This is a genomic window from Chryseobacterium sp. MYb264 (assembly GCF_035974275.1).
Lineage (GTDB): Bacteria > Bacteroidota > Bacteroidia > Flavobacteriales > Weeksellaceae > Chryseobacterium.
Genome location: NZ_CP142422.1, coordinates 1,172,369 through 1,191,993 on the forward strand (window position 1 = coordinate 1,172,369; position 19,625 = coordinate 1,191,993).

Annotated in this window: 10 protein-coding genes and 1 CRISPR repeat array; of the genes, 2 read left to right on the forward strand and 8 right to left on the reverse strand. The window is 35.0% G+C overall.

Translation table 11 applies throughout. The features are described 5' to 3' along the window. Window positions 1-86 precede the first annotated feature (86 nt). The 7 genes from VUJ46_RS05155 to cas9 all read right to left on the reverse strand — a co-directional run bounded on the left by VUJ46_RS05155 (window position 87) and on the right by cas9 (window position 14,550). Complete coding sequence (locus tag VUJ46_RS05155) at window positions 87-2,261, reverse strand: DNA/RNA helicase domain-containing protein (protein ID WP_326983931.1); 2,175 nt, start codon at window positions 2,259-2,261, stop codon at window positions 87-89. Between the two features lie 15 nt (window positions 2,262-2,276). Then, on the reverse strand, window positions 2,277-2,606 hold the full coding sequence (locus tag VUJ46_RS05160; protein ID WP_326983932.1) for a nucleotide pyrophosphohydrolase: 330 nt from the start codon (window positions 2,604-2,606) through the stop codon (window positions 2,277-2,279). A 560-nt stretch (window positions 2,607-3,166) separates the two neighbouring features. After that, a complete protein-coding gene (locus VUJ46_RS05165) occupies window positions 3,167-3,847 on the reverse strand; it encodes a YceI family protein (protein WP_326983933.1) in 681 nt (226 codons plus the stop codon). Between the two features lie 194 nt (window positions 3,848-4,041). After that, window positions 4,042-4,560: a DUF6155 family protein gene (locus VUJ46_RS05170; RefSeq protein ID WP_326983934.1), complete on the reverse strand. Its 519-nt coding sequence runs from the start codon at window positions 4,558-4,560 to the stop codon at window positions 4,042-4,044. Between the two features lie 151 nt (window positions 4,561-4,711). Then, window positions 4,712-8,981: direct repeats of the CRISPR family, unit length 47 nt; unit sequence GTTGTGAATTGCTTTCAAATTTTGTTATCTTCGTGGTAACACACAAC. A 57-nt stretch (window positions 8,982-9,038) separates the two neighbouring features. Continuing rightward, a complete protein-coding gene (gene cas2 / locus VUJ46_RS05175) occupies window positions 9,039-9,377 on the reverse strand; it encodes a CRISPR-associated endonuclease Cas2 (RefSeq protein ID WP_267402818.1) in 339 nt (112 codons plus the stop codon). Then, window positions 9,374-10,267, reverse strand: coding sequence for a type II CRISPR-associated endonuclease Cas1 (gene cas1, locus VUJ46_RS05180; protein ID WP_326983935.1), 894 nt, complete (start codon window positions 10,265-10,267; stop codon window positions 9,374-9,376). Before cas1 ends, cas2 begins: the two co-directional genes overlap by 4 nt. Window positions 10,268-10,278: 11 nt before the next feature. Further along, entirely contained in the window at window positions 10,279-14,550 is a 4,272-nt protein-coding gene (gene cas9 / locus VUJ46_RS05185; RefSeq protein WP_326983936.1) for a type II CRISPR RNA-guided endonuclease Cas9, read from the reverse strand. 238 nt (window positions 14,551-14,788) lie between these two features. Between cas9 and VUJ46_RS05190 the strand changes: the two genes are divergently transcribed. Next, complete coding sequence (locus VUJ46_RS05190) at window positions 14,789-16,912, forward strand: Tex family protein (protein ID WP_326983937.1); 2,124 nt, start codon at window positions 14,789-14,791, stop codon at window positions 16,910-16,912. Between the two features lie 8 nt (window positions 16,913-16,920). Then, window positions 16,921-17,475, forward strand: coding sequence for an RDD family protein (locus tag VUJ46_RS05195; RefSeq protein ID WP_326983938.1), 555 nt, complete (start codon window positions 16,921-16,923; stop codon window positions 17,473-17,475). A 225-nt stretch (window positions 17,476-17,700) separates the two neighbouring features. Here the strand turns inward: VUJ46_RS05195 and VUJ46_RS05200 are convergent, their stop codons facing one another. Then, window positions 17,701-19,269, reverse strand: coding sequence for a M20/M25/M40 family metallo-hydrolase (locus VUJ46_RS05200; protein WP_326983939.1), 1,569 nt, complete (start codon window positions 19,267-19,269; stop codon window positions 17,701-17,703). Between the last annotated feature and the right edge of the window lie 356 nt (window positions 19,270-19,625).

Below are 19,625 nucleotides of genomic sequence, written 5' to 3' on the forward strand. Positions count from 1 at the left end.
ATAATTCTTTGTAACTCTTATTTTCTTAAATTTGTACACTATCATTTTCTGAATAGCTATAAATAGCACTAAAAAAATGATATTTTCTAGACATATAATACCTTCTCAAACACCCCAATCACCTTAAAAGTCATCGTCTCCTCATCCCTCAACACAATAGATTCAAAAGGTTTTGTCGACAAAGGCTTCAAGGTAATTTCTTCATGGTGCCATCCTTCATCATCCGTTACTTTTTTACTGGAATATTCCTTTATGGTATAATTCGCTCCTGTTTCACTGTCAAAAATTTCACTTCCTTCAACTAAGGTTATCAATCCATTACGGCTCCCTCCCGAATATTTCCTGAACAGACATAAGCTCTCATTGGGAATAACTTTGTTCATTGATTCCCCTACTACTTTGCAGACAAAATAGTCTGCATGATCAGTAATATTTTGTAATTCAATATATTTAACTTCTTCTACTGATTGCAAATCTGAAAACTGACCTGCTGCAATCTCAAGATCATAATAAGGAACTGTAAATTCATTTGGAGTATCAACTATAGTATGGACTTTTGTCTCATTTTTAGAATTGCCAAATAGCGGGATAATCTGTGAAAAGTATTTTCTTAAATTTGGATTGCAGACATAGATGTATGTTCCTTCAATTCCTCTGAGGAGTATTGTTTTGTAAATATTGATTACATAATCCAATAAAACTTTTGGGTCTTTTATTGAGTTTTTACCGTTTTTGTCTTTATAATTTTCCTTATAAACGATTAATTCATTGGTTCTAAAATCATAATCTAATTCAGGTCCGATAATAACTCCTGTGTAATTCAGGTCATAACCCTGTGTTGTATGAATACATCCCACCTCGTTGATTGCATTGGGTGAATTAACCCAATCTGTCACGATACTGTTCCATTGTAATGAGGTATCATCGATCACAATATCAAATCTTGATTTATCATTTTTAGAGATCCATTCCCATGCGAACCCAGCTACCATTCGGGATAATCCTATTTTTTTTTCCTTTAAATGAATTTGTTTGACCATTTCATTTAAATCATCAAATAACTTCAGATCATAGAACCCTATGTTATGTTGCTGCTGTCGGATAAAACTGGGTTTATCAAACATTTGATGAATCAATTTTACATATTGATTACCTCCTTTTACTCTAAACTGTGTACTTAACTTGTCATTTCTTGTACTTGTCAATTGCTTCAAAGCATAAAAACGATCACGAGTTACATCAGAGGGTTTTATTGATTGAAATTGGTCATAAAAAATAATTGATTTTTCGCTCTGGATCTGAACCCAATCTAATTCAGAGGTCGTCATTTTATCTAAACCTAAAAGCTCACTGTTTTTATCAAAAGTTCCAAAATAAGAACCGAGATTTACTCTTCTTCGCAGACGGTGCCCCTCATCTACAATGAGTAAATCATATTTTTGTTTAGTTATTTCTGAAGGTCCGATTACCATCTTCTGGGATAATCCTTTAATGTTTTTGAAAACATTGGAAATTGTTTTTCGAAAAGAGGCCATTGGTATAACCAAAGCTATATTTAAATCGCCATATTTCGCTTTCACCCTCTCCAGAATTTTAAACAACTCACCATCTTTTTCATCAAAATCTGAATAATTAAAATCACTTATGTCGGTTTTTAACAGCTTAAAAAGAAAAATAGCAAGGATAGATTTTCCGGTTCCGGCACCCCCTTCAATTAAACTCACTTTTGCCTGATCATCAAGAAGACATTGCAAAATCATTTTGAGTCCTGAAATTTGTTCTCTAGATAACGACTTATAAGGAGAATATTTAAATAAATCAGAGTTATCAATATCATCAAGAGAATGTCTGGCAATCCCTAAACTCCTTAGTTCAGTCCAAATATCTTTGAACTGTTCCCAATACACTTCTTTTTTCTGGTAAAACTGATGATTAGAAATCCCTAGATTTCCATTCTGTAAAGAATACATTCCATCCGCAGAAATATATTTAATAAGATTTGATTCAATATCTAAAGTCGCAGATTTATTGAACTTATCGCTTAAAATTAAATTAACAGTCCCTAATCTTTGCTTTTTTTCAATTTTTGAATGTGTTTTTAATCTGTTAAGAACATCTGTCGTTTCACCTACATAGGCTTCTTTAGTTGTATTTTCCTCTAAAAAATAAACCAATGGCCAATTAAGAAATTGATGATGATTCTCAATGATTTCCGATTCCAGATTATTGTCAAAAGGGTATTGTTGTATAGAAAAACTCATTATTAAAAACTGACACTACAATTCATTATACTTAGTTGCATTCCCTTTTGATTTATCAACCGGGTATTTTTCTGCATTCTTATCCATCTTTTCCTGAATGATTTCAGTAATATTCAGATTATGTTTATGTGCTAAAAGTAAGGCGTACATTAATACATCCGCAAGCTCTTCTTTAAGCCTATCCAGCTTAAAATCTTCATTATTTTTCCACAAAAACAACTCAAGGAGTTCAGATGATTCGATAGATAAAGCAAGAGCAAGATCTTTAGAATTATGAAATTGATCCCAGTCTCTTTCATCTCTAAATTTCACAATCTTTTCTATGAGCAGATTTAGATCTTTCATAATTTTTAATTCATAGTTATTTTATTAATGCCTATGCAATTTGACATCAAAGTAAAATCGATTGCACATACTAAAATCAAAGATATTAAAATGTTTTGGTGTTCACTTAAGGGAAACCGTAATTAATATATTTAATTATGATTTTATATAATAATTTTATCAGAAAGTATTATTCTTATAGATTTATTTACTTGTTAAAAAAAACTTTCACATAAAGATTAAATTTAAATCTACATTCACACCCTCGAAGCAAGTATTGCATACCATAATAAATACGGAACTGCATCTTCTTTGCCTACAAAACGTAGCACTTCTTTCGGCAGCCGCTTCTAACCAGCAAATAAATTAAAGTCTTTATAATATTACGATGAACATTTTTAAAGCCATGAAAAGAACGTAAAGATTCTCTTAACACCAACTTCTCAATACACTTCGCTTTGCTGCGTTACTCGAGGTGACGTATTGGGATTTGTGTTTGTACCCTAAAAAGATGAATTGAGAAAACAAAAAAGCTGCTTTCCGAAGAAAGCAGCACCTAAGATTTAAAATAAATCTAACAATTATTTTTTAGCTTTTACATCAACAGCGATTTCGATGTCTTTGCTGATTCCCCATTCTGCAGGATCTGCTTCAGAAGTACCGAATTTAATACCCCAGTCTGCTCTGTTCACGGTGAACTTAGCCTGTACAGAAGCTGAACCTTCAGCAACGTCCACTTTTGCAGGGAAAGTTACGTTAACTGTTTTTCCGGATAAAGTAAGGTTTCCGCTTACGGTTTTGTTTGCGCCTTCAATAGCTCCCTCTTTCGGTGCTTCAGCAAGATCTGCAACACTTGTAATTTTGAACTCTGAAGTTGGGTTTTTAGTTACATCAAAGAAATCAGCACTCTTAAGGTGAGTTTCAAGATCAGCCGGTTTTTTATCTTTTTCAGTTACTGATGCAGGATCTACTTTAATAGAAGCCATATCGATAACGAAGCTTCCTGCAGCAACCTGTCCGTTTTCAACGTTTAAGTCTCCGGATTTTACAGTGATTGTTCCCCAACGTGGAGCAAAACCTCCTTTATGGAACGCTTTCCAGTTTACTACAGAAGTTGCAGCATCTACCGGTAAAACTTCACCTTTTCCTTCAGCAACGGTTTGCTCAGAGTTTGTAGCAGCGCTGTCTGCCGCTTTTTCCTTGTTACAAGATGCTGCCAATAAACCTACAGCTACCAATGCAATTACACTCAGTTTTTTCATATTATTTAATTGTTAAAAAATTAATTATTTAAATATAAATTAAATTCTTCTCTGATCCCTCTGCTTTTATTTGACAGGTCAAAAGTATAAAAAGGCTTTTTCGATGCTCTTACCATAGATCAAGAAATTCAAAAATAAGTCTATCTGTAGGGATTAAGACCAAATATAGTAAAACTTATCATTTCCTGAAGCCCTTAAGAGTAAAATTCATTATAAAGTTGCTCAATATCGTCAGCAAAACCGTATCCGCATGGAGAGGACCATTTGACACACTGAAGCGCTCTTTCCTGAAAATGATCAAGCAGATCATGTTTACTCATAAATACCAGCGCTATCTGATAATTCCTAGCGGCTGAATTGTAAAAAGACCTGGAATAATCTCCATATAAAGCAGTGAGTTGACAGGCGCTTTCAGGTAAATAAAGCATCACATCGGCTAACCCCATGGAACTTGGATTTATGCTTTTAAATTCTGAAATCGCCTTTTTAGCCACTGAAAATTTTTCTCCACTGCGCATCGGATTTTCTACGTTGAATTCGTTGCGGATCACTTTTTTATATTTTTTTATCAGTTCATTCTCATTAGTAGAATTAAAATAAATACCATAAAATTCTTTAACATAGGTATTCTTTTCATACAAATCAAGAATTTGCTGTATTAAGACTTCTTTAGTGAGCTTGGAAAGTTCTTTTTTTAGTGCTGACTTAGACATTGATCCTATTTTTGTTTAAATATATTATTTTTAGAATAAAAACCCACTGTTCAGCTGTTTTTTCGTCTGAACCAACACCTGATTATTTCCAAATTTTGTTATCTTCGTGGTAACAAACAACTTTCAATTATTTTTTTATACTGTACTCGTCGTTGTGAATTGCTTTCAAATTTTGTTATCTTCGTGGTAACACACAACGCTACAAAAAAACAATAGCTGAGCAGAATAGTTGTGAATTGCTTTCAAATTTTGTTATCTTCGTGGTAACACACAACATCAAGCAGGTCAAGGAGCATTGCATTATAGTTGTGAATTGCTTTCAAATTTTGTTATCTTCGTGGTAACACACAACTTAGAAACCTTTGAAAGCTTTGAAGAAACTGTTGTGAATTGCTTTCAAATTTTGTTATCTTCGTGGTAACACACAACAAGTATCTATCATGGGATAGCACTCAGCCTGTTGTGAATTGCTTTCAAATTTTGTTATCTTCGTGGTAACACACAACCCTTTTTCTACTTGCCCTTTATAGTTTCCTGTTGTGAATTGCTTTCAAATTTTGTTATCTTCGTGGTAACACACAACTAAAATGTATTTGGTAAGAAATTCTAATAAGTTGTGAATTGCTTTCAAATTTTGTTATCTTCGTGGTAACACACAACGTAGAAATTGTTCTTAAAAAATATGGAGGTGTTGTGAATTGCTTTCAAATTTTGTTATCTTCGTGGTAACACACAACCGGTTAAAATTCTGTAAGTTGGACTTCCTTGTTGTGAATTGCTTTCAAATTTTGTTATCTTCGTGGTAACACACAACTAAAAGACCTTATATCTGCTTTGCCGTCGGGTTGTGAATTGCTTTCAAATTTTGTTATCTTCGTGGTAACACACAACTAGCTGCCGGAAATGTTGAGTACATGGATTGTTGTGAATTGCTTTCAAATTTTGTTATCTTCGTGGTAACACACAACGACCACCCTATTGCAAAGAAATACCTCGAAGTTGTGAATTGCTTTCAAATTTTGTTATCTTCGTGGTAACACACAACAGAGAGAAAAAAAGTTGACTGGCTTAATAAGTTGTGAATTGCTTTCAAATTTTGTTATCTTCGTGGTAACACACAACTCGCCTTTAATGCAGTTGCAAGGCTTAATCGTTGTGAATTGCTTTCAAATTTTGTTATCTTCGTGGTAACACACAACGCATACAGATTAACGCAAAACTGCAAGACTGTTGTGAATTGCTTTCAAATTTTGTTATCTTCGTGGTAACACACAACTAATTCTCGTCGCTTACATCGTCTATTGTAGTTGTGAATTGCTTTCAAATTTTGTTATCTTCGTGGTAACACACAACAAAGACGAAGAAAAGAAAGTTCCGGTACAAGTTGTGAATTGCTTTCAAATTTTGTTATCTTCGTGGTAACACACAACAAATGCGGTTATATATGGGGCTGCTGGCACGTTGTGAATTGCTTTCAAATTTTGTTATCTTCGTGGTAACACACAACTACCAAATCCATCATTGAAACGCCTACAAAGTTGTGAATTGCTTTCAAATTTTGTTATCTTCGTGGTAACACACAACTAAACGAATCGCGTAAGGGTTATATTGATAGTTGTGAATTGCTTTCAAATTTTGTTATCTTCGTGGTAACACACAACGACGAAGTTGAAATGGATTTCGACGCACAGGTTGTGAATTGCTTTCAAATTTTGTTATCTTCGTGGTAACACACAACCGGCAGGATAACTCTACAAATAGGTTACAGGTTGTGAATTGCTTTCAAATTTTGTTATCTTCGTGGTAACACACAACTCCAGCGCTGCATAGATACGCGGCTACAGTGTTGTGAATTGCTTTCAAATTTTGTTATCTTCGTGGTAACACACAACGATGTCTCTGCCTACGATACTGTTTCATTAGTTGTGAATTGCTTTCAAATTTTGTTATCTTCGTGGTAACACACAACCAAATTGACGGTGCAACAAACGAGGTTGAAGTTGTGAATTGCTTTCAAATTTTGTTATCTTCGTGGTAACACACAACCAATAAAGATTGAAGACTGGAAGGCCGAAGGTTGTGAATTGCTTTCAAATTTTGTTATCTTCGTGGTAACACACAACTTGAACAACTTCAAGCCTTTTAATTTCGTTGTTGTGAATTGCTTTCAAATTTTGTTATCTTCGTGGTAACACACAACTATGAATAAAGAACACATCTTCAACGCTGCGTTGTGAATTGCTTTCAAATTTTGTTATCTTCGTGGTAACACACAACTAATCGCAATAACAACCCCGTTTAGATAATGTTGTGAATTGCTTTCAAATTTTGTTATCTTCGTGGTAACACACAACCCGCCTTCAACATTATCAAGATATAAACCTGTTGTGAATTGCTTTCAAATTTTGTTATCTTCGTGGTAACACACAACTATATTACTGATTTCTCGGGAGAGCTCGACGTTGTGAATTGCTTTCAAATTTTGTTATCTTCGTGGTAACACACAACGAATTCGGCAACATTACAATTACTTAATCAGTTGTGAATTGCTTTCAAATTTTGTTATCTTCGTGGTAACACACAACACGGCGGAATATAAAAAAGCGAACGGCGGTGTTGTGAATTGCTTTCAAATTTTGTTATCTTCGTGGTAACACACAACCCAACAACATCACCCTCCCCATCCAAATTAGTTGTGAATTGCTTTCAAATTTTGTTATCTTCGTGGTAACACACAACATGAAGGATGAATAATGCAGGGGGAGCATTGTTGTGAATTGCTTTCAAATTTTGTTATCTTCGTGGTAACACACAACTTAGCAGAAGCGCGCGGGGACAGTTCCATAGTTGTGAATTGCTTTCAAATTTTGTTATCTTCGTGGTAACACACAACCTGCTCTAGATGTTATAGAAGATGCCAGGGGTTGTGAATTGCTTTCAAATTTTGTTATCTTCGTGGTAACACACAACAAGGCGCAAGCTTTAGGTAATGCACAGGTGGTTGTGAATTGCTTTCAAATTTTGTTATCTTCGTGGTAACACACAACTTCCCGATTCAATATCAAATCTTATATTATGTTGTGAATTGCTTTCAAATTTTGTTATCTTCGTGGTAACACACAACACGGGATTGAGCAATCCGAACTCCGTCGCTGTTGTGAATTGCTTTCAAATTTTGTTATCTTCGTGGTAACACACAACAAATAAAAACTTTTCCTAATGGGTACAACAGTTGTGAATTGCTTTCAAATTTTGTTATCTTCGTGGTAACACACAACACCGAAACGTTTACAACGCAATACATGACGGTTGTGAATTGCTTTCAAATTTTGTTATCTTCGTGGTAACACACAACTAATATATCGTTCACGATTCCCGACACGGGGTTGTGAATTGCTTTCAAATTTTGTTATCTTCGTGGTAACACACAACCTTTCAAGTCGAGAGATTTTTACGCTCAGGGTTGTGAATTGCTTTCAAATTTTGTTATCTTCGTGGTAACACACAACAGCGGGGATTAATAACATTCATACCGCATTGTTGTGAATTGCTTTCAAATTTTGTTATCTTCGTGGTAACACACAACCGATACTTCGCCAGCTCCGTACACTAAACCGTTGTGAATTGCTTTCAAATTTTGTTATCTTCGTGGTAACACACAACACGGTTTCAAACGGAAATGGAAGTGATATTGTTGTGAATTGCTTTCAAATTTTGTTATCTTCGTGGTAACACACAACCGCCAGCGTGTGCACCGTGGCGAGTCCTCCGTTGTGAATTGCTTTCAAATTTTGTTATCTTCGTGGTAACACACAACCAACTTCTGGGAATCCAACTTTACCAGCCTGTTGTGAATTGCTTTCAAATTTTGTTATCTTCGTGGTCCCCTTCCTCCCGGCTGCAAACGTTGGTGTTGTGAATTGCTTTCAAATTTTGTTATCTTCGTGGTAACACACAACGCGTCGGGTCTTGGTTCGTTGGTCGATGATGTTGTGAATTGCTTTCAAATTTTGTTATCTTCGTGGTAACACACAACGCTCCCGAAATCTTATAAATCGATTCAATGGTTGTGAATTGCTTTCAAATTTTGTTATCTTCGTGGTAACACACAACGACGATTCGGACGAGCAGGCAGACGAGGGCGTTGTGAATTGCTTTCAAATTTTGTTATCTTCGTGGTAACACACAACTTCAAATTAGAGTATCAAGATGGTTCCGGTGTTGTGAATTGCTTTCAAATTTTGTTATCTTCGTGGTAACACACAACAATGTTCTCTGGAGGTGTTTGCCATAATGTGTTGTGAATTGCTTTCAAATTTTGTTATCTTCGTGGTAACACACAACGCTGTATTTCTTCCGCAAGGCTACAGCCGCGTTGTGAATTGCTTTCAAATTTTGTTATCTTCGTGGTAACACACAACCTCAAAAAACAATCTACTGAATTCCAGTAGATTATTTTTGTTTTTAGGATGTAAAATTTAGAATAATTCAAGCTGTTGGAACGTTGGTGGCGGCTCTTCTTTATTTCTGGCAAAGAAGATTTCAATATCTCCAAACTGCTTGTCTGTGATACACATAATGGCCACTTTACCCGCTTTAGGAAGCATAAACTTCACTCTTTTAATATGCACTTCTGCATTTTCACGGCTCGGACAGTGTCTCACATACATTGAAAACTGAAATAAGGTAAATCCGTCATCAATCAGACCTTTCCTGAATCGGTTGGCATCCTTCATATTGGCCTTGGTTTCGGTTGGCAAGTCATATAATACTAAAACCCACATAATTCGGTAGGCATTAAACCTTTCGGCATTCATAATAATTCGGGATAAGACAGTAACCTTTTTTCACCGGTATAGCATTTATACAGGGAAGTTACCGTCGTTTTTACCGCGACCAGAAGAGGTCTCGTTTTACCGTCAATTCTCACATCTTTAGTGGCGATCTGTAAAATATGAGCTTTGAACTCTTTATTCAGCTCCTCAGATTCAGGATATTTCTCCAGCCATTGCATCACCAGCAGATCAATAAAAGGCCGGTAAGGTTCCATAAGATCATCGGCAAGGCAATAAGGGTTGTATTTATTCTTATGGAAAATTCCAAGTACTGGCAGCAGACCTGTTTCTACAATCGCCCTTGCGACAATGCTTCTCAAAACCGCATATCCAAAGTTAAAAAAGGGGTTGGGCGAATCCCCAAAACGCTGTCTGAGAAAATCTAAACTGATCAAATATTTCCAATAATGCTGTGCGGCAATACCTTCCATATTGGTGATATCACCACTTTTTACATTGCTTTGATAGTCGAGCATTGGCTCATAATAATTCCCTAACCTCATCAGTAGATTTTTTTGATTTTCAATTTTGCATTCCACCGTCTGTTTCCAAAGCTGTTTTTTCAAAGGCTCACTGGCTTCCAGCTGATCCTTTACCCGGTCCGAATGTTCTGAATGTCCATATAAAGGCAACATGATTCCATGGGGTAAATGATGAGGGTCACAACTGATCACTACCACATTATTCCCCATCATCTTCTGAATCAGGTGATGTGAAATCGTAATCTGAAAATGATCCAGCATCAGCAGCCCCAAATCTTCCACAGGTACACTCCCCTTTTCTGTTTTCGTTTCCGGACAGAGTATTTTCATCTGCTCATCTTTGAGTTTAAGATAAGCCGGATTGCCGATGTAGATGGAACGGGTGATCATAAAACTAAATTTTAATATTCTCCAATTTTTACAATATCTCCTAAATGATTAAGACGTACTTTCACGATATTCTGAATCGCATTCAATCCTAATTGAGGCTTATACGCAATTCCGTTCAATTCTTTTTTCTCCTCCACCGTTGTTTCTAAGTGATGTCTAAAAAAATAATTTTTACTTGCAATCTTTTGAACTCTAAATAAATTTGGACTAATTTTCTTTTTATTTTTTTGGTCTAATAGATCAATTTCCTTAGGATTAAATTCCGTTTTTTCATTAGGAAAAATAAAATATTCATTTTGTTTCATGGTGAATAAAAACTTCCAACCCAAACCTTGGTTGTACTCCTTATTAATAACAGGTTCACCAGCATTCACTAATTGAACAGCATCAAACAGAGACACTACCCTTTCCTGAAGATTTCCTTTTTCATCTCTGTAAATAGCCACGTGATGATTATTTCCCGTACTGACAAAATCAACAGAGATTTTATTCCCATTATTATCTAAAATTTCATTTCCGAAATGATCTTTTTTGTAATGTAAAAACTCGGCATTTTTAACACCGGAAATAGTTACTCTTTTAATGGAAATACCCTTTTCTTCATTAAGCCAAATTGGATTTTTATCTAAATCTGAGAATGCTTTTTTTGGATCATCATTATATTCTTTCAATCTTTTTTTTAGAATCCGTTTAACTCCTTCATCTAAAATTTTATCAATCGTTTTTAAATCTTTAAAATTGTCTGGACTGATATCTTTCCTGATAGAAAAATCATCTTCAAGCCAAGTTAATTTGATTACTTCTGGTAAAGTTTGCGTTTTTTCACCATTCAGATATATTGGATTTTTACTCAAAATATTTTTACCTGTGAATGCTTTTTTTGGGTCGTTCGAGTTTTCGAGAAGTCTTTGGAGTAAGAGTTTTTTATAAATTGGATTAGCGACCTTATTAATTGTAACCTCATCAAATTTCGCACTTACTTTTTCGTCTTTATTAACGTAATATTGATATTTTCCGTAAATGGTTTCTTTATGCAACTGTCCTCTCGGAGTCAATTCTATTTTTGTCTTTTCTCCGCTTTCAGATTTGGTTTTATTTTTATTTTTGGTCACAACCTTGTTCTTGGCTTTGTGAGAAACTAAAATATTCTCCAAATGTTCTTTGGCCTGTGCCCTGAAATTCGGAATTGGTAAATTAAATACCCTTTTCTTATTTCCATCTTCATCGTATTTCCACGTAGTTTCTTTATTTTCGATTCCAATTATTACCTGATGTTCTCTATGGCTCTCGTCTTTTCGTGCATTCAGGAAATTAAGAAATTGAATATGACTTTGTTTAGTAAAAGCTACTGTTAAAGCGTCCATTGCGTGGTGACGATGGTCGTTTCTTTTGCTCCAATCCACAATTCTTTCTTTGAAACTTCCATCTTTTTTCTCTACTTTCTCAGTTAATCCTAATGCTTTAAATTTATCAAAATTAAGCTCCTGCATAATGTTGATTAAGTCCCAATCTTGACGCAATCTATCAGTCACACTTCCGGTTGTTGGCGTTACAACTCTGCAAATTTCATATAAAAGATTTCTTGCTTTCTTTGCAATATATTGACTGTCACGCAAATCTCTATCGATAAACCCATCTCCTATTTCTGACTCTCGCTTTAGTAGTTTTTGATATTTTGCTTTGTTTATTTTTTTCTCTTTAAATAAAGCTTCAACAATAGAAATATATTTTTCAAAACTTTCCTCAGATTTATTAAGCATATAATCATTACTTGTTTTATTTCCTTTTTCTAAGTTTGCGAATCTTGGTACCAAAACTTTATTAGAGAAACTATCATCAAACATCTTTGATTGCGGGATTATATGGTCAATATCATAATCTTTACTATATAATTTTTCATAATTTATTTTTTCATCAGTGTATAGATCCTTATAAGCATTAAAAGATAACTCTTGATATAATCTATATCTAACGATATCATTTTTACTAGGATTTTTAACGTGTGGAAAATCTTTTTTAATGATATCTCTTATTTTATCATTCTCAATTTTTGAAGCATTAATATTGATCGTCATCTCCGCTCTTTCTTTGGCGTTCTTTTTTAATTCACGCGCTAGTTCAATACGTATTTCATCAAACTTGAAATATTCCGTAATATTTCCTTCCTCGTCTTTTTTACTATTGGATTCAATAATCGTATTGATGACATTCACCAATTGATTCAGAATTTTTTCAACAACGGGATTTCTTAAGCTATTTTTCTTGAGTAATTCCAATCGGTCTTTTAATGGTCGAGTAGCAATTTCTTCTTTGGTCAAAGACAAAGCGGAATGTTTATAACCAGCCTGTAAACAAGCTTTATCATAAGAAAGCTCTTTGATATACGGATAAATTTTCCGCATTGCTTTTGTACTTAGACTCCCATAATCGTCAGAGAAAGCAACATTTGCTAAGATCTTCGAATGCTCTTTTTTGAAGCCAAATTTTTCCTCCAAAAGTCTGAACAAAGTGTCATTTCCAGTTTTAGAATCATCTTCCTGATAAGAATATAACAAATGCCAAAGCTGATAAGAAGCTTGTTTTTCAAAGTCTTTCCCATCTAACTCTGCATCGAATTCTAAAATTTCGATATTGATTCCTAAAACAGCAAAAATACGTTTCACCATATCTTTAATTTCGGAAACCGGCACTTTCAATTCAGAAACATCAATATCGTCTTTTCCTTTAAGTTTTAATAAATCTTCATCATATCCTTCCAATTCTAAAATTTTCAGATACGCATCAAACAATGTTTTATTCGTTCCGTTACCTTCTAATTCAGAATAATTCATTTCCCAATCAGTCGATTTATAGCCTAAAAGTTCTATAATTTTCGTTGATTTGAGATTTCCTTTAATATTTAACTCGTCAAACAATTTTTGTTTGGTTTCTAAATCAAAAACAAAAACTTCTAAGTCATCATCAAATAATGCTACTGTAGAATCTTTCCTCAAGCTACTTTTTTTACTTCCCTTTTTTCTAACCAAAACATTATTTAGCACCTGCCAAATTTTAAACTCCTGAAATAAAGGCGAAGATTTTGGAGCAACTTTTAATCCTATCGTTTTCTTATGTTTGTTGATAATTTTTTCTTGGCTTTCAAATTCGCAAAAACTCAACAGCCCCTTTTGAGACTTTAGTTTTCTTTGATAAAAAATTATGATATCCCTAATTTCAGTTTTTAATTTCTCCGTTAATTCAGAGTGAAATTTTGCTTGTGTTTCCCATATTTTTTCAAATTCGTCCAAATAATCTTGACGATAAAAAACCTGATTTTTTAATCTCGTATGCAGATTTTCTTTTAATTGTTGATATAAATATTGTCCAACCGTCTGATTATTAAAATACAGTTCTTTACTTCGATCACTTATTGCACCCAAATATCCACTGGAGTTATTTAAATTATTATTGATTTCTGTAATTACAAAGGCTACTTCCTCTTTTTCCAGTTGTTTGAAAACAGCATCATTTCTCCATTGATAAGCCTGCAGCTTTTTTTCTTCTCTAGATTTTGCTTTATTATCCGCTGTATTGAATTTATATTTTGCCCAAAACATTGCAGATGTAGAACGTTGACCTTTCCCTTTCAATTCTTTATAAAACTCATCAGTCAGAATTTCGGGATAAAACTTCTTCTGAAAATTCCAGACTTTATCAAATTCCGACTGTAAGTCTGAGCGGTAAAAATCTGGCAGATATTTTTTTCCATCTTTTAATAGTTGATATGCCAATTGACCAGGCGTAAGATTTTCATCGTATAATCTTTTAGCAACCGCCATTCCATCAATAATTTGCCCTTCATCTTCATTTTTAGCCTTACGACTGCTTTTGTAGCCACGTTTTTTATTAATTGCCAAGAAAACTCTTGCCAACTCTTCTTTCTCAATTTTCTCAACAGCAGATTTTGCTCTAAAAAAATAGGTAGAATGTGTGGTATTTTTCCCATTTTCGGCCAAAATTGAATCATTAGTAATGATATCAGCTTTCAATAGAGCATCAATTAAGTTTTTTCTTCTATCCTGATAACGGTCAAGATTTCTCCTTGCTCCACGTTTCAAAGTTCTGTCCGCATTTATCGAAACAGGCTTTCCTTTTTCGAAATTGGTTTGTTCATCCGTTGATAAAGGATTTACACGAACTCCAATTTTTTGAATAGAAGATTGCTCAGGAGAATCACCTTCAATGATATGGGCGAAACCTATTGATGTTGTCCCCAAGTCTAATCCCAATATATTTTTAGTCATAATTATTCGTTTTTTTGAAATTGCCTTAAAAATAGGCAGAAAAAAAGTATTTAAATTACGGTTTCCCCTATTTACTATAAAAAAATAATTTCTATCTTTGAAACCGAAAGCAATTCACAATAAGGATTATTCCGTTGTGAAAACATTTAGCGCCTCGCCTACCTGCGGGGCATTTTTATTTTTATAGAAAGTGTTTTTCATTAAAATAGTCACTATTTTAGCACTTCAAAAAATTTCAATGAACACCATTAATTATATACAACAAACCCTCAATATATCCGAGAAAAGCATTAATGCAACGTTAGAACTATTGGCTGAAGACTGCACGATTCCTTTTATTTCGCGTTACCGAAAAGATAAAACCGGAAATTTAGATGAAATTCAGATCGAGCAAATCTCAAAGCTTAGCAAGCAGTTTGAGGAAATTGTTAAAAGAAAGGAGTCCATTCTAAAATCTATTGAAGAGCAGAATGCTTTAAGTCCGGAATTAAAACAGAGAATTGAAGGAAGTTTCGATATTCAGGAGATTGAGGACTTATATTTACCTTTCAAAAAAAGAAAGAAGACCAAAGCTGATGCAGCAAAGGAAAAAGGACTGGAACCTTTGGCTAAAATGATTATGAGCCAGAAAGTTCAGGATTTAGCATTTTTAGCTTCAAAGTATATAAATGATGTGGTTTCGAATGAAGATGAAGCTTTGCAGGGCGCAAGAGACATCATGGCAGAGTGGATCAACGAAAATATGTATGTGAGAAAAAATCTTCGCCGATTGTTCCAAAGAAAAGCGGTTGTGACTTCAAAGGTTGTAAAAGCGAAGAAAGACGAAGAAGATGCACAGAAATTCTCACAATATTTCGAATGGGAAGAAAATCTGATCAGAACGCCTTCTCACCGATTATTAGCCATGTTGAGAGCAGAATCTGAAGGTTTCGTAAAAACCAACGTCGGAATTGATAAAGAGGAAGCGATTGATTTTATTGAAAACGCGATTATCAAGTCAAATAACGAAACAGCAGAACACATTTCATTAGCTATAAAAGATAGTTATAAAAGATTATTAGAACCTGCGATTTCGAATGAAACTTTACAGGAAGCCAAAGAAAAAGCAGACAAAAAAGCCATCGAGATTTTCTCTGAAAACCTGAGTCAGCTATTATTGGCTCCACCTTTGGGAGAAAAGAGAATTTTAGCGATTGATCCGGGATACAGAAGTGGTTGTAAAGTGGTATGCCTTGATGAAAAGGGAGACCTTTTACATAACGAAACCATCTACCCTCACGCACCACAAAATGAAAGCGGAATGGCAATGAAAAAGATACGTTCCATGGTCAATGCTTACAATATTGAAGCTATATCAATCGGAAACGGAACCGCAAGCCGTGAAACGGAGTTTTTCATTAAAAAAATTGCGTTCGACAAACCCTTACAGGTTTTTGTAGTTTCGGAAGCCGGAGCTTCGGTGTATTCGGCAAGTAAAATTGCGAGGGATGAATTTCCAAGTTATGACGTGACGGTTCGTGGCTCGGTCTCTATCGGTCGAAGATTGGCAGATCCGTTGGCAGAATTGGTGAAAATTGACCCTAAATCGATTGGTGTAGGGCAATATCAGCATGATGTCGATCAGACTCAGCTTAAAAACGAACTGGATTCTACGGTGATGAAGTGTGTGAATTCTGTCGGAATTAATTTAAATACTGCGAGTAAATCATTATTAAGTTATGTTTCCGGAATCGGTGAAAAGATGGCGGAAAATATCGTCAATTACAGAACTGAAAACGGCGCTTTCGAAGATAGAAAACAATTGAAAAAAGTTCCGAGACTGGGTGAAAAGGCTTTCCAACAGGCGGCTGCCTTTGTAAGAATTAATAATGCTAAAAATCCTTTGGATAATTCTGCAGTTCACCCTGAAGCCTATAAAATTGTCGAAAAAATGGCAAAAGATTTAGGCATAAAAACGAATGAATTGATTGCCAATAAAGAAAAAATAGCATTGGTTCAACCTGAAAAATACATCACGGAAGACATCGGAATTTTAAGTATTAAAGATATTTTAAAAGAACTTGAAAAACCGGGATTAGATCCAAGAAAAGCAGCTAAAGTTTTTGAATTCGATCCGAACGTAAAAAAGATCACCGACTTAAAAGTTGGAATGATTTTACCGGGAATTGTAAATAATATTACAGCTTTCGGATGTTTTGTAGATTTAGGAATTAAAGAAAGCGGACTTGTTCATATTTCCCAATTGAAAGACGGTTTTGTGTCTGATGTGAATGAAGTGGTGAAATTACATCAACATGTTCAGGTGAGAGTAACGGAAATTGATGAAGCGAGAAAAAGAATTCAGTTGAGTATGATTTTGTAAAAAAAATTATGAAAATCTCAGAATTAAAAGAAAAGAAAACAACTCGCAGAGCAACGCAAGATTTTGATTGTGAAGGTAACCGTATTTATGATGAATTTGAGTATTATTTACCCTATAAAGTTGATTTTCCAAATAGTGATCAACAAAGGCAAGTGGCAAAAATAATCGACATGATACCCTTATTTTTAATTTTTCTTTTCATTTTTAAACAAACTTTGTTTCTATCATTTTTGCTTTCAATACCATCTGTAATAATTGCTGGAAGTATTACAGAAACAATTTGGGGAACTACGTTAGGAAAAAAACTTTTCAAGATGTTTGTTATCAATGATTATGGAAATTCCCCCGATTTTTCTAAATCTTTAAAAAGAAACTTCTTATGCCTGTCAAACTTTTATCCCTCTTTTTCAGAATATACTTTCAAAACTGTTGCGTTTGGAACTAAAACAAATTTTAGGACCGATCTAAGTATGCACATGAACAATAAGTTATGTAAAACCTACATTGTAAAAGAAAGTAAACTAAATGAAATCAGGAATTTACTTGATGTAGAACCCACTTAAGATAATGTGCGACTTATTGATTAAGTCGCACATTTAATTTACCGAGCAATCGTTACCTATGATTTCAAGAGATTGCTTCTTCACTTTGTTCATCACAATGACGGCAGACTACTCCCCTAGCCCCGATTGAAACGACATCCTTTTTGGTTGCGGGCGGAGCAAAGCGGAGCCCGTAACCAAAAAGATACAGTGGAAAGCGGGATTAAGCTCCTAAAAACTGTATATTTAAAATCCTTTAGAATCTCTTCTCGGTTGTCTTACTTCAGGCCATTTCGTCGTCTGCCCTTTATCATCAACAGGCATTGCACGCTTTTCTCTGTTGGTAAATTCAGGATCTTCAGAAGCCATATACGCCAGCGTTGCGGTTAAAACGACATTGCTTTTCACTTCATCGAAAACAATCTTATCATAAGTATCTTTCGTGGTATGCCATGTATATCCGAAATATCCCCAATTTAAAGAGCTTAAAGAAAAGCCGGGAACACCGGCAGCTACAAACGAAGCATGGTCAGAACCACCTCCACCCGGCATTCCAGGGAAGTCAGTTTTAATTTGATCTTTGATATTTTTTGGTACTGCATTCAGCCACTTTCCGATGTAATCATAAGCATTAACAAACCCTTGTCCGCTGATGTTCACCACTCTTCCCGTTCCGTTATCCTGATTGAAAACCGCCTGAGTTCCTTTGATAATTTCCGGATTATCAGCAACAAAACCTCGCGAACCGTTCAAGCCTTGTTCTTCGCTTCCCCAAAGTCCGACAACAATGGTTCGTTTATTATTAGGATAATATTTTTTAAGAATTCTCATCGTTTCAAGCATTGTTAAAACACCTGTTCCATTATCTGTCGCGCCCTGAGCACCGTCCCAAGAATCTAAATGAGCAGAAAGAACAACATATTCATTAGGTTTTTCTTTTCCTTTAATCATCCCGATGGTGTTAAAAGTTTTCGCATCAGGAAGAACTTTTGACTGAGTATCAACCTTAATTTTCGGTTTTGCCCCATTTTCAGACATTCTGTACAGCAATCCGTAATCTTCAACATCAATATCGAACATTGGAATTTTACTTGTTTTAGCTCCGAAAATTCTGTTGGCTCCCATAATTCCTGTCCAGTTGGAAATGGCAATTCCTACAGCTCCTGCTTTTTCCAATGCTTCAGGTAATGTAGTATTATCGTACCCTATATTTTTCACATAATCATTGAAATCTTTGGTTGCCTTTTCTTTTTCTGCTTTTAATTTTTCATACAGTTCAGGTGTTGCAAATTCCTTGATCTGCTCATTAGAACGCCCGATTTTTTGATATTGAGCCATTAAAACAATTTTTCCTTTTACAGAAGGCAACCATTTATCAAACTCAGCTTTAGAAGAAACTTTAGGAAGAATCACCACTTCAGCTTCTATTGCTTTTTTGGTTGAAGGACTCCACGCCAGCTGCGTTGCCGATAAAGATTTTACTCTCGGATAGGTCATATCTACATGCGTAATTCCTCTCTGCCATCCTTTCCAGGTTCCGAACTGCTGTAAATCAGCATCAATTTCCCATGAACGGAGCTTGTTCGCCGTCCATTCATTAGCAGCAAGCATTTCAGGAGTCCCCACAAGACGGGGACCTACACCATCGAGAAGCTCATACGCCATTCCTTCCAATTGGGAATTCGTATTTACTTCATTAACAAAATTTTGAATAACGGGATTAAGCTTTTCATTGGAATCTACCGTAATCTGCGCCCATGAAAACTGTGTCGCCAGAACAACAACAGGCATGGCAAAAAATCTGTTTATCTTCATAATAGTCATTGATTGGCCTAAAGATAAAGAGATTCGGGGAGCGGGAAAAATATTTATAGGGATTTGTGAGTGGCAGATGTGCGTTTGTAGCCGGTAGACATTACAGACCTTCCCTGAAATCCTGCATAGCTTATGGCAGGACAGTCAAGTATTTGGAAATACATCATATCCTCCTAAAAAACGGAGAAGCCGTGTTTAGTGTTTCACCGGATTTATATTTCTTTTCTGCACCTTTCCCTAGCTACTGCCATGCTCCTTTGGACGGACTTTCAATTCCTGCTCTGAAAAAAATTCCATAAAGACGCTTGTCTTTAGGGTAATATCCCAAAACTAAGCTTACATTTAGCCCTGTTTAG